This window comes from Mammaliicoccus fleurettii (assembly GCF_002018435.1).
Lineage (GTDB): Bacteria > Bacillota > Bacilli > Staphylococcales > Staphylococcaceae > Mammaliicoccus > Mammaliicoccus fleurettii.
The window spans coordinates 187600-200663 of record NZ_MWJM01000001.1; the positions used below are offsets into that span (position 1 = coordinate 187600).

Annotated in this window: 11 protein-coding genes; 10 read left to right on the plus strand and 1 reads right to left on the minus strand. The window is 31.0% G+C overall.

Going from position 1 to position 13064, the window contains the following annotated elements; translation table 11 throughout:
- Positions 1 to 103 precede the first annotated feature (103 nt).
- Positions 104 to 2410, plus strand: a complete 2307-nt coding sequence (locus B2G86_RS01005; protein ID WP_078356274.1) for a CDP-glycerol glycerophosphotransferase family protein — start codon at positions 104 to 106, stop codon at positions 2408 to 2410.
- Between the two features lie 63 nt (positions 2411 to 2473).
- Here the strand turns inward: B2G86_RS01005 and B2G86_RS01010 are convergent, their stop codons facing one another.
- Positions 2474 to 2692: a hypothetical protein gene (locus B2G86_RS01010; protein ID WP_078356275.1), complete on the minus strand. Its 219-nt coding sequence runs from the start codon at positions 2690 to 2692 to the stop codon at positions 2474 to 2476.
- A 172-nt stretch (positions 2693 to 2864) separates the two neighbouring features.
- Here B2G86_RS01010 and B2G86_RS01015 point away from each other — a divergent pair, with 172 nt between their 5' ends.
- From B2G86_RS01015 to B2G86_RS01055, 9 genes are all read left to right on the plus strand, one after another.
- On the plus strand, positions 2865 to 3656 hold the full coding sequence (locus B2G86_RS01015; RefSeq protein WP_078356276.1) for a TIGR00282 family metallophosphoesterase: 792 nt from the start codon (positions 2865 to 2867) through the stop codon (positions 3654 to 3656).
- A 105-nt stretch (positions 3657 to 3761) separates the two neighbouring features.
- A complete protein-coding gene (locus tag B2G86_RS01020) occupies positions 3762 to 5519 on the plus strand; it encodes a 2-oxoacid:acceptor oxidoreductase subunit alpha (protein WP_078356277.1) in 1758 nt (585 codons plus the stop codon).
- A complete protein-coding gene (locus B2G86_RS01025) occupies positions 5520 to 6386 on the plus strand; it encodes a 2-oxoacid:ferredoxin oxidoreductase subunit beta (RefSeq protein ID WP_078356278.1) in 867 nt (288 codons plus the stop codon).
- 74 nt (positions 6387 to 6460) lie between these two features.
- Positions 6461 to 6751, plus strand: coding sequence for a thiamine-binding protein (locus B2G86_RS01030; protein WP_078356279.1), 291 nt, complete (start codon positions 6461 to 6463; stop codon positions 6749 to 6751).
- Positions 6752 to 6878: 127 nt separating this feature from the next.
- Positions 6879 to 8603 (plus strand): ABC transporter ATP-binding protein, encoded by a 1725-nt coding sequence (locus tag B2G86_RS01035; protein WP_078356280.1) that lies wholly within the window; start codon positions 6879 to 6881, stop codon positions 8601 to 8603.
- A complete protein-coding gene (locus B2G86_RS01040; RefSeq protein ID WP_078356281.1) occupies positions 8600 to 10444 on the plus strand; it encodes an ABC transporter ATP-binding protein in 1845 nt (614 codons plus the stop codon). The genes B2G86_RS01035 and B2G86_RS01040 overlap by 4 nt, the downstream gene beginning before the upstream one ends.
- 13 nt (positions 10445 to 10457) lie before the next feature.
- On the plus strand, positions 10458 to 10967 hold the full coding sequence (locus B2G86_RS01045; protein ID WP_078356282.1) for a GNAT family N-acetyltransferase: 510 nt from the start codon (positions 10458 to 10460) through the stop codon (positions 10965 to 10967).
- Positions 10968 to 11063: 96 nt separating this feature from the next.
- The gene (gene miaB / locus B2G86_RS01050; protein WP_078356283.1) at positions 11064 to 12599 is read left to right on the plus strand and encodes a tRNA (N6-isopentenyl adenosine(37)-C2)-methylthiotransferase MiaB; all 1536 of its coding nucleotides are present in this window, start codon (positions 11064 to 11066) and stop codon (positions 12597 to 12599) included.
- On the plus strand, positions 12600 to 13031 hold the full coding sequence (locus B2G86_RS01055; RefSeq protein ID WP_078356284.1) for a YlbF/YmcA family competence regulator: 432 nt from the start codon (positions 12600 to 12602) through the stop codon (positions 13029 to 13031). It abuts the gene before it with no gap.
- The last annotated feature ends 33 nt before the right edge of the window (positions 13032 to 13064 follow it).

Consider the following 13064-nt stretch of genomic DNA (forward strand, 5'->3'; position numbering starts at 1 on the left):
TTATGTCATAAATTGTTGTTATATATAGATTAAATATTAAATTAGTGTTAATATAGAGAAAAAATTAAATTGTTAACTCCAATTAAAAGAGGGGCGAGATTGAATGAATATCAAAATTCTAGGGTTCAATCTTTTTGCAAAAGGTGGAACATCAAGAAGCAACATCAACTTAATCAAATCTTTTATTAAATCTAATCATGAGGTTACGTATTATAATTTTAAAGAATTTGATAAAACTGCAAAGTTTAACATCATGATCAATGAACAATTATTTGATAAAAATTTGAATTTCAAACTATTTGAGGATGCTCATGACTTAGTCGGAGCTGATTTAGTTATTTTGACGAGAGAAACTTTCTTTTATTTAGCAAGAGAAATTAAATCGATAGATTATCGTATTAAAATTGTAGGTGAGATTCATGCGCCATTAGCTTATATAAATGATGGTCAAGATTTAGCGATGGACTCTATCGATGCATTTAGAGTAAGTACAATGGATGTTAAAAATGATTTTATGAAACGCTTTAAAGTTACGAATGTTTTCAACCAATATGTAGATGCATCACATATTGAATTAAATGAAGAAGCAAGTGTAACAAAAAGAAACTTGTTAATTAAAGCTCGTTTTGAAGATAATATTAAAGACATTTCATATGTAATAAAATTGATGAATCGAATTGTTAACATTGAAGGGCATGACGATATTCAGTTATATATAAAAGGGTATGGTCCGTCTGAAATATTGTATAAGAACTTAATTCAGTATTATCATTTAGAAGATAATATACATATTAATGAGAGAGAACCGAAGAATTATATTTATATTTCTTCTTCACCATATGAAACGTTGGGATATTCTATATTAGAAGCAATTGCTGAAGGAAATAAAGCTTTTATTTACGCTGGTGAAGATGGTGTTCTTCAAAGAATTTATCAAAAATATCATGCGATTGAATTTTTAGAAAAAAATATACAAGACGATTGCAAACGACTACTTGACTTTATTGATCATAAATATACTAAAGAACAAAGAGCTGCAGATGTAGCATTGATGAAAGATACGTTTATAGATAGAGATTATGCGAATGATTTCATTGAGTCATCAATTGGGTGTATGAATGAACTTAAAAGAGGTTCAGTTAATACAAAAGTTTCAAAGAGCAATAATGGGAAGAATTCAAAGCTTGAATATGGTAGAGATTTATACGAGCAATATAAAACAAAGCCATTATTAAGAGCAGTCTTAAATAATGAAAAAGTGTTTAATTTTGCTAAAGAGAAATATGAAAAAAGAAAAATAGATAAAATGAAACAAATATATGATCAAATTAAACCTTCGCATAACAAAGTGTTTATCGAGTCGTTTCATGGTAATAATTTTAGTGGAGATCCTAAGTATTTAGGAATTTATATTAAAAAACATTTTCCTGAAAAAGAGGTATACGTAAGTTCTAGAAATGCATTGGTAGATATGGAGGTTAGAAGTTATAATTTAGTTCCTATAAGATTCGGTAGTGAAATTTATAATCGAACATTTAGAGAATGTAAATATGTAATAGTGAATGGAAATACTTTAGATAGAGTATTTAAGCATAAAGAACAAATATTTATACAAACATGGCATGGTTTCCCTTTAAAAAGAATGTTGAATGATTTAGGGGATGAAATTGAAAGAAAAGAACAAGTTCAAGCATTTAGACCGAGAATGAAAAAGTGGGATTATTTACTTACTTCTTCGGCTATAAATACAATCCTATTGGAGTCCTCATTTGATCTTAAAGAGAATAAAAACTTACAAGTACTTGAGCTTGGTGCACCTAGAAATGAATATTTAATACAAAGTAATGAAGAAGAAAGCGATCGCGTTCGTTCTAAGTACTTCTTTACTAAAAATAAAGATAAGAAATTTATATTATTCTGTCCTACATGGCGAAAAGAGAAACGAGAAATATTATCAAAAATTAATCTGATCATTTTACTTGAACATTTGCCGGAAGAATATGAAATTATAGTTAAATTACATCCTAATGAAGCTCATTTAAGACGGATATATAGTGAACTGAGTGAACGAATCCATTGTTTTTATAATGAATTTGTAGATATTCAAGAAATATACTTGATTTCAGAAGCTATGATTACAGATTATTCCTCAACAATTTTCGACTTTGCACATTTGAATAAACCAATATTCTTATTACAAGAAGATACGGAAGATTATTCACAACAAATCGGTTTTTATTTCGATATATTTGAACTTGTAAATATTGAAATTGCAAGTAATGATGAACGCATTTTAGCAAGACAGTTATTAGAGAACAAAGAAATTGATTACCACAATATTACGAATAGACTATTAGGTGCAGACAAAATCGGAACAACAGAAAATATTGTAAACTTTATAATGAAATAATCCAAAATAACATCTCTACAATTATTGTAGAGATGTTATTTTGGATTAATATTTTATAATTAATTAATGTGTTAAGTTCAGTTCTAATTCTAAAGCTTCTTTTAAGACGTTAGATGTTTCTTGTGAATTAACACCACAATTACCATACTTTTCAGCAAGCTTAAATGCTGTAACGTATAATTCTAAACAGTCTTTCGCAATATCTTCTGCATTTTCTTCTACGGACGGATTTGCACTAACCACTAATTCTGCAAATTTTTCTGGTTGAATTTCAATTCCCATGTTTAAATAAACACTCCTAGTAAGATTTTGTAACGTTAACAAAACAATCATATTTCAATCATGTCTATATAGCGTCCATTTTATAAATACCCTAATAAAAAAATATTAATCATCTCTTTTAAAAATTTTTGTTTTGAATTAGAATATATAGTGTATAGAGAGGATGTCAATATTGAGAATTTTATTTATAGGTGATATTGTAGGTAAATTAGGAAGAGAGCAATTAGAAAATTATTTACCAAAAATTAAAGCAAGTTATAAACCAACTTTAACCATTGTGAATGCAGAAAATGCTGCTCACGGCAAAGGATTAACAGAAAAATTATATAAAGAAATATTACGTATGGGTGCTGACTTTTTAACAATGGGAAACCATACATATGGTCAAAGGGAAATATACGATTTTATAGGTCAAGCTAACAGAATGGTACGACCTGCAAATTTTCCTGAAGAAGCACCTGGAATAGGTATGAGAATTATTAAAGTAAATGATAAAGATATTGCAATTATTAATTTACAAGGCCGTTCATTCATGCCAGCAATAGATTGCCCATTTAAAAAAGCAGATGAACTAATTGAACAAGCATCGAAAATAACACCATATATATTTGTAGACTTTCACGCTGAAACAACGTCTGAAAAGAATGCAATGGGTTGGTATTTGAATGGGCGAGTGAGTGCTATGGTTGGAACACATACACACATTCAAACTTCTGATGAGCGCGTGTTAAATGGTGGTACAGCATATATTACGGACGTAGGAATGACAGGATACTATGATGGTATTCTAGGCATTAAAAAAGAAGAAGTTATAGAAAGATTTATAACAAGCTTGCCACAACGTCATAATTTGCCAGATGAAGGTAGAAAAGTATTGTCTGGTGTAATTATTGATCTCAATGCAGAAGGTAAGGCTAAAAAAATTCAAAGAGTTTTAATTAACGATGATCATCCATTTGAATAGTATCGTCCATTAGACTGATTTTTACTAAAGCCCTTTAATTTCATAGGATTAAAGGGCTTTTTTTGTTATGATATAAATTGAGATATTACATGGGGAGGCCATAAAATGAAATCACAAATTTCATGGAAAGTTGGCGGACAGCAAGGTGAAGGAATTGAATCAACAGGTGAAATTTTTGCAACTGCTATGAACCGCCAAGGATATTATTTATACGGATACCGTCATTTTTCAAGTAGAATTAAAGGCGGTCATACGAACAATAAAATTAGAGTATCGTCGAAGCCAGTTAGAGCTATAAGTGACGATTTAGATATATTGATTGCATTCGACCAAGAAACAATAGATGTAAATTATGGTGAAATGCTTGAAGGAAGTATAATAATTGCTGATGAAAAAGCTAAACCACAAAATCCTGAAGATAGTAAAGCTCAATTAGTAAGTCTTCCGTTTACAGGTGTAGCTAAAGAACTAGGAACTGCTTTAATGAAAAATATGGTTGCTGTAGGTGCAACATGTGCAGTTATGAATTTAGATACAAAAGTATTTGAATCATTAATTAAAGATTTGTTCGGTAAAAAAGGCGAGAGTGTTGTAGATTTAAATATACAAGCTTTAAATGAAGGCTATCGCTTAATGAAAGAAGAAATGGAAAGTTTAAATAGCGAACATACATTAGAACCTATTGATTCAGAAGGTCATTTATTCATGATAGGTAATGATGCAATTGGTTTAGGTGCAGTTGCAGCAGGCGTTAGATTTATGGCAGCTTATCCAATTACACCAGCTTCTGAAATTATGGAATACATGATAGATCGCCTACCTGCTTTAGGTGGTGCTGTTATCCAAACTGAAGATGAAATTGCAGCATGTACTATGGCGATTGGTTCTAACTATGCTGGCGTACGTTCATTTACATCATCAGCAGGACCAGGATTATCATTGATGATGGAATCTATTGGTTTATCAGGTATGACTGAAACACCACTTGTTATAGTTAATACACAACGTGGTGGCCCATCAACAGGTTTACCAACTAAACAAGAACAGTCTGATTTAATGCAAATGATTTATGGTACACATGGTGATATTCCTAAAATTGTGTTAGCGCCAACAAGTGCAAGTGATGCATTCTATTTAACGGTAGAAGCATTTAACTTAGCTGAAGAATATCAATGTCCAGTAATTTTATTATCAGATTTACAATTGTCATTAGGTAAACAAACAGTTGAATCTTTAGATTATGATAAAGTTGAAATTCGTCGTGGAGCATTAGTTGAAGGTGATTTAGAAGCACAAGAAGATAAAGCATACTTTAAGCGTTATGCATTAACTGATTCAGGTGTTTCACCTCGTGTATTACCTGGAACTAAAGGTGGAATCCACCATGTTACAGGTGTAGAACATAATGAAGAAGGTAAGCCTTCTGAAAGTGCTGAAAATAGACAAAAGCAAATGGATAAACGTATGCGAAAAACTGCTCAATTGCTAATCGATGAGCCAGTTGAATCAAATGAAAAATATGATGAAGCGGATATTCTTTATGTAGGATTTATCTCAACTGCTGGAGCAATTGATGAGGCGATTTCTAGATTGGATCATCAAGGCGCTAAAGTAAATCATATTCAAATAAGACAATTACATCCATTTCCTTCAGACGTTGTACAAGAAGCATTCAATAAAGCTAAAAAAGTAGTAGTAGCTGAACATAATTATCAAGGTCAACTATCTAATATTATTAAAATGAATATAAATCATCAAAATAAAATCATAAACCAAACAAAATATGATGGTACACCATTCTTACCACATGAAATTGAAGATAAAGCATTAGAAATAGTAAGCAATTTGAAGGAGTTGATATAATTGGCAACATTCAAAGATTTTAGAAATAATGTTAAACCAAACTGGTGCCCAGGATGTGGAGATTTCTCAGTACAAGCCGCAATTCAAAAGGCTGCAGCTAATGTAGGGCTAGAACCAGAAGAAGTTGCACTTATTACAGGTATCGGTTGTTCTGGACGATTAAGTGGATATGTAAATTCATATGGTGTCCATTCTATACACGGTCGTTCATTACCGTTAGCTCAAGGCGTTAAAATGGCTAATAAAGACCTAACAGTTATAGCATCTGGAGGAGATGGTGATGGCTTTGCAATCGGTATGGGCCATACGATTCATGCCTTAAGAAGAAACATGGATATGACTTATATTGTAATGGATAATCAAATTTATGGATTAACTAAAGGACAAATATCGCCAAGTTCTGCAAAGGGTTTTGTTACTAAATCAACTCCGAAAGGAAACATTGAACAAAATGTAGCGCCTTTAGAACTTGCTATTTCATCAGGTGCGACTTTTGTAGCACAAAGTTTCTCAAGTGATATTAAAGAATTAACAAATATCATTGAAGAAGCGATTAATCATAAAGGATTTTCTTTTGTTAATGTATTCTCACCATGTGTGACATACAACAAAATTAACACGTATGATTGGTTTAAAGAGAATTTAACGAAACTTGCTGATATTGAAGATTACGATAATTCAAATAAAGCTCAAGCTATGCAAACAGTGCTTGATACAGAATCTATGATTACAGGTATTATTTATCAAGATAAAGAAACACCATCATATGAATCTCAAATAGAGCAATTTGATGAAGAACCTCTTGTTAAAAAATCATTAAAACTTGAAAAAAATCAATTTGATGAACTTGTTTCTCAATTTAAATAATTGTATAATAGTCACACTTTAAGCTCATAGATTTATCTATGGGCTTTTTTTCTAAATTGAAGGGAGAACATAAAATGACAAATACGTTAATGAGCATTCAAATTATTCCCAAACATAATGAAACAGAAGTTATACCATTAGTTGATGAGGCAATTAAAGTAATCGACCAATCTGGATTGAAATATGAAGTTCATCCTTTAGAAACGACAATTGAAGGAGAAATGAATGCTTGTTTGATTTTAATAGAGCAAATAAATGAAAGAATGGCTGAACTTGAATGTGAAAGTATTATTTCTCAAATAAAGTTTTATCATGTTCCAGAAGGTATAACTATGGAATCTTTAACAGAAAAATATAAAGAATAAACCACTTTTTTTAATATTATTTTTAATTGTATGAAAATGAATCATAATTAAAGTTAAGTAGAAGTTAAAATAAAAAGGAGAATGTTATAGAAATATTTCGTTTTATGAAATAAAGGGGACGAGCAAATTGAAGACAGTACTTAAATTTATTAAACCATATAAATGGCTATTCGCATTAGGTTTAATATTAATGTTAGTAGAGCTAGCAGTAGAATTAGTTCAACCAATTTTTATATCTGAAATTATAGATAACGGTATTTTGAAGGATGATTTAAATCACGTTTATTTATATTTAGCAATTATGCTTGTAACAGGTTTAGCTGCACTAGTTTCTGGTGTGTGGAATAGCTTCGTAGCAGGTCATGTCAGTCAAGCATTTGCTTATGATTTAAGGACTGCCCAATTTAGCAAGATACAAACTTTTTCTTTAGCAACCTTAGAAAAATTTAAAACGTCTAGCTTAATCACTAGATTAACAAGTGATGTAAACAATTGTGATCAAGCAGTTTATATGTCAATTAGAATTATGTTAAGAGCACCATTGATGATTATTGGTAGTATAATAATGAGCTTTGTTGTTGAACCTAGGTTAGCGATTTACTTAGTTATAGGTACACCAATTATTTTTATAATTATTTTTATAATTGCTCGAACGGGATCTAAACTATTCACTAAAATTCAAAGAAAGTTTGATGAAATGAATAGATTTTTCCAACAAAATTTGGAAGCAGTTAGATTGATTAAAGCAAGTCAAACGAGTGAACGGGAAACAAGTCAGTTTAAAGAAAAAATTAAAGATATTAGACACAATTATACATATGCATTAAGACTTATGGAACTTATCAATCCATTATTATTACTGATTATAAATGGTAGTATTTTAGCTGTTATTTGGTTTGGTTCAGATATGGTAAATCAATCTACATTAGAAATAGGTAAGCTCGTTGCCATTTTAAATTATGGAATGAGAATGCAAGGTGGCTTTGGTATGTTAGCATTTTTAATTATGACATTAAGTAGAATGAAAGCTTCAAGTGACCGCATTGAAGAAGTGCTAATTACAGAATCAGATGAACGAGTGATAAATGACGAAGTAAACCATTCTTCAAATTATGCTTATAGTATTTCATTTAAAGATGTTTCATTTACATATCCAAATGCACATAATCCTGTATTAGAAAATATTAGTTTTGATGTTAAACCTAAAGAAACTTTTGCGATTATGGGTGCTACTGGTTCAGGCAAGTCAACATTATTAAGTTTAATACCTAAAATGTACAAAGCAACATCTGGCGAAATATTATTAAATAACAAAAATGTGAATGACTGGGATATAGAAGCTTTAAGAGATGCTATTGGTTATGTACCTCAAAAAGCACTTTTATTTTCAGGAACAATATATGAGAATTTGCAGTTTGGAGATCCGTCTGCAGAAATAGAAGAATTAGAAATGTCATCTGAAAAAGCACAAATTCATCAATCTATTGAGCGTTTTGATAATCAGTATGACACTTTAATTGGTCAGCAAGGTGTAACTTTATCAGGTGGTCAAAAACAAAGACTGTCAATCGCTAGAGCTCTCGTAAGAAAGCCGGGGTTATTAATCTTAGATGATTCTACTTCAGCATTAGACATTAAGACAGAATCGGCTTTATGGGATGCATTAGAAGATGAAGATACAACGAAGTTAATAGTGACTCAAAAGATTTCAACAGCTAAGACCGCTGATCGAATTATGTTACTTGTAGATGGACGGATTGAAGCAATAGATACACATGAGTCTCTATTAGCAACATCAAGACTTTATAAAGAAATCGCCAATAGTCAAGAAAGTGCGGTGAGTTCATCATGAGTATAAAACAACCTTATGGTCATCAGCCTGTTTTCAAAGCTGCAGATTTTTCAAAAAAGAATCCGAAAAAGAAAAAAAGAGCACGTGATACTAAAGGAACATTACTTAATATTTGGAATTTAATTGATGAAAAGCGAATTCAATTGATAATCGTAATATTTATGATTGTATGTGCTTCAATATTGAGTCTAATTGGACCATTTTTAATCGGTCGTATAATCGATACAAAAGTTATACCTAAAGATTTAAGTGGTCTCCCTCAATATATTGTAATCATACTGATTGTTTATGTATCATTATCCATAACTTCATATATTGGGTCATTTATGATGGTGAGCATTGCACAACGTACAGTCTATTTATTAAGAGATCAACTTTTTAAACATTTTCAAAAGTTGCCAGTATCATATTATGATAAGAAGCAACATGGCGAATTAATGAGTCGAATGCAAAATGATATTGAAAATGTATCACAAGTTTTAAATTCATCGTTTATTCAATTTACTTCTAGTGTAGTGACATTAATAGGTACACTTTCAATAATGCTCTATTTAAGTCCGTTACTCACACTATTAACTATGACGATCATTCCAATCATGTTCGTGAGTTTAAGATGGATTACAGCACGTACGAGTGTATTATATGCTTTAAGGCAAAAACAACTCGGTATTATGAATGGCTATATTGAAGAAATTGTGAACGGTCAAACAGTGGTTAAAGCATTTTCTCAAGAAAAATATGTAATGGAAACATTCAATGAAAAAGCAAGAAATGTAAAAGAATATAGTTTCTGGTCAACGACAATTGGCGGCATGATACCAAAAGTAATGAACTACTTAAATAATTTAAGTTTTGCTATCGTAGCAGGAATTGGTGGTATTTTAGCTTTAAATAATGCAGCTGGGGTAACAGTCGGTGTTATAGTTATTTTTGCAGAATATGCGAGACAATTCACACGACCTTTATCAGATTTAGCAAACCAATTTAATACTGTATTATCAGCTATTGCCGGTGCTGAACGTGTATTTGATATTATGAATGAACCAGTTGAAAAAGATGAAGACGATGCATCAGATTACGAAGATATAAAAGGTACTATTGAATTCGAAAATGTTGTATTCAAGTATGATAAGACTCAAAAAAATCCAACAATCAAAGACTTGTCCTTTAAAATAAATAATGGTGAATCGGTAGCATTAGTTGGTGCTACTGGAGCTGGTAAAACAACAATTGTTCAACTTATATTACATTATTATGATGTACAAAGTGGAAAAATTCTTATAGATGATATTCCAATCAATAAAATGACGCGAAAGTCTTTAAGGAAAGAAATAGGTGTTGTGTTACAAGACCCATATTTATTCGATGGAACGATAAAAGATAATATTATGTATGGCACACCAAACGCAACTTATGAACAAGTAATTGAGGCTTCTAAAAAAGCAAATGCACACGAATTTATTAAAGAGCTTGAGAGTGGTTATGAAACTGTTTTAAAAGGGGAATCCGGCTCATTGTCACAAGGGGAAAGACAACTTGTATCAATAGCAAGATGTTTGTTACAAGACCCTAAAATCTTACTGTTAGATGAAGCGACAAGTAGTATAGATACAGTGACAGAAATAAAAATTCAAGAAGCTTTAGAAACTTTAATGATCGGTAGAACGAGTATTATTATTGCCCATAGGTTGAATACTGTTAAAAAAGCAGATTTAGTATTTGTATTGGCAAACGGAGAACTTATTGAATCAGGTACACAACAAGCTTTAATAGAGCAACAAGGCATTTATTATCATATGCTAAATGCGAATGACGAAGAACAAATTAAAGAACTACATTAAAGAGGGTGAATTTATGGAATTTAGAGAAATAAATACAGATATCGAAAGCATGTTTACAGAGTATATAAGTGAATGGTATGAAAATGAAGAAAGCGTGGTTCCATGGTCAACTGATGTAAAACACCATGGTGGATTCAAAAAAATGTTAATGATGCAAAAAGAAGCAATTAATCCAATTAACAAAGACTTTGTAAAAGCAAAAACATTTGTCTTAATAGATAATCAGCATATTGTAGGTGCTGTAAATATTAGATATGCACTAAATGAATTCTTGGAAAATAAAGGTGGACATGTTGGTTATGGGGTAAGAAAAAGTGAAAGAGGTAAAGGGTATGCAACAAAATTGTTAGAGTATGCACTGATAGAATTACGTGAAGAATCAGTTGAAAAAGCGCTCATAACATGTGATGAAAATAATTTAGCAAGTCAAAAGGTTATTATTCATAACAATGGTGTTGAAGCAGAACCTTTTATATCAGATGACAACGAAATTACAAAAAGATTTTGGATTAATCTTGAATAAATGTTAACTCTGAAAATATTTAAACTTTTTTGCACTTTGTGTTGAACTCTAATATAATATAAAGATGTAAATATATGGGCAGAAAGGGTTTTGACATTGAATGAAGAGCAAAGAAAACATGGTGCTAATGCGAAGACAGAACCTAATTTAGAAAAAGATTATAGCAAATACTTCGAACATGTTTATCAACCTCCAAACTTAAAGGAAGCTAAACAAAGAGGTAAATCACAAATTGAATATCATGATGATTTTAAAATAGATGAGCGACATAGAGGGATGGGGAAAGGTCGTAAATTCTATATTAGAACTTATGGTTGTCAAATGAATGAACATGATACAGAAGTTATGGCGGGAATATTCCAAGCGTTAGGATATGCACCAACTCATTCTGTTGATGATGCAGATGTGATTTTACTTAATACTTGTGCAATAAGAGAAAATGCTGAAAACAAAGTATTTAGTGAGATTGGTAATTTAAAGCATCTTAAACAAGAAAGACCAGACTGTTTAATTGGTGTATGTGGATGTATGTCTCAAGAAGAATCAGTTGTAAATAAAATTCTCAAATCATACCAAAATGTTGATATGATTTTCGGTACACATAATATTCATAGATTGCCAGAAATTTTAGAAGAAGCGTATATGTCTAAAGCAATGGTAGTTGAAGTGTGGTCAAAAGAAGGAGATGTTATTGAAAATTTACCTAAAGTTAGAAATGGTAGAATAAAAGCATGGGTAAATATAATGTATGGATGTGATAAGTTCTGTACGTATTGCATCGTACCATTCACACGTGGTAAAGAAAGAAGTCGTATGCCAGAAGAAATTATTGCTGAAGTTAGAGATTTAGCACGACAAGGTTATCAAGAAATATGTCTATTAGGTCAAAACGTAAATGCATATGGTAAAGATATTGAAGGATTAAATTATGGTCTAGGTGATTTATTAAATGATATGACTAAAATTGACATACCAAGAGTTCGCTTTACAACGAGTCATCCATGGGATTTTGATGATCGATTAATTGAAGTGATTAAAAATGGTGGAAATATCGTACCTCACATACATTTACCTGTTCAATCTGGTAATAATCAAGTACTAAAAATTATGGGTCGTAAATATACTCGTGAAAGTTATCTTGAGCTAGTTCAAAAGATTAGAGCAGCAATACCAGATGTTGCATTGACAACTGACATCATTGTTGGCTATCCTAATGAGACAGAAGAACAATTTTTGGAAACGATTAAACTTTATCATGAAGTTGGATTTGAACATGCATATACGTATGTATATTCACCTAGAGAAGGTACGCCAGCAGCTAAAATGAAGGATAATGTTCCTGACAAAGAGAAAAAAGCAAGACTTCAAAGATTAAATAAAGTGGTTGGAGAGTATACAGCTAAATCATTGATACCATACGAAGGACAAGAAGTATATGTATTATGCGAAGGTTCTAGTAAAAGAGATGATGAAGTATTAGCTGGATATACTGAAAAAAATAAATTAGTTAACTTTAAAGGTTCAAAAGATGTAATAGGAAAAATAGTAAAAGTTAAAATAACTGAAGCTAAGCAATATTCATTAAATGGTGAATTTATAGAGATTGTATCTAAAGAAAAGGTGGTACATTAAATGTATACAAAAGAAGATATTCTTGATCAAGCAAGAAAATTAGGTAAAATGATGTCTGAAACAGAAGAAGTAGATTTCTTTAAACGCGCTGAAGCTCAAATACATGAGAATCAAACTGTAAGAGAAAAAATGGCGAGTTTAAAATCATTACAAAAACAAGCTGTCAATTTCCAAAACTATGGTAAAGAAAAAGCATTAGCAATGGTTGAAGCTAAAATAGAAAATATAGAAAAAGAATTAGATGAAATGCCAATCGTAAGTGAATTTAAAGAAGCTCAAGTAGAAGTAAATGAACTGTTACAAATGGTGTCTCATTCAATTAGTCATACTGTTACAAATGAAATTATTGAATCAACAGGTGGGAATCAGCTTACTGGTGAAACAGGTGCTGCAGTGAATAATGCACCAAATACGAGCAGTTGTTCACATTAATAAACATAATCATTAGTCTGCCAATGCGTAGGC

Coding starts and splice junctions, on each gene's coding strand:
- B2G86_RS01005 (WP_078356274.1), top strand. CDS start 104: ATGAATATCAAAATTCTAGGGTTCAATCTTTTTGCAAAAGGTGGAACA.
- B2G86_RS01010 (WP_078356275.1), bottom strand. CDS start 2,692: ATGGGAATTGAAATTCAACCAGAAAAATTTGCAGAATTAGTGGTTAGT.
- B2G86_RS01020 (WP_078356277.1), top strand. CDS start 3,762: ATGAAATCACAAATTTCATGGAAAGTTGGCGGACAGCAAGGTGAAGGA.
- B2G86_RS01030 (WP_078356279.1), top strand. CDS start 6,461: ATGACAAATACGTTAATGAGCATTCAAATTATTCCCAAACATAATGAA.
- B2G86_RS01040 (WP_078356281.1), top strand. CDS start 8,600: ATGAGTATAAAACAACCTTATGGTCATCAGCCTGTTTTCAAAGCTGCA.
- B2G86_RS01045 (WP_078356282.1), top strand. CDS start 10,458: ATGGAATTTAGAGAAATAAATACAGATATCGAAAGCATGTTTACAGAG.
- B2G86_RS01055 (WP_078356284.1), top strand. CDS start 12,600: ATGTATACAAAAGAAGATATTCTTGATCAAGCAAGAAAATTAGGTAAA.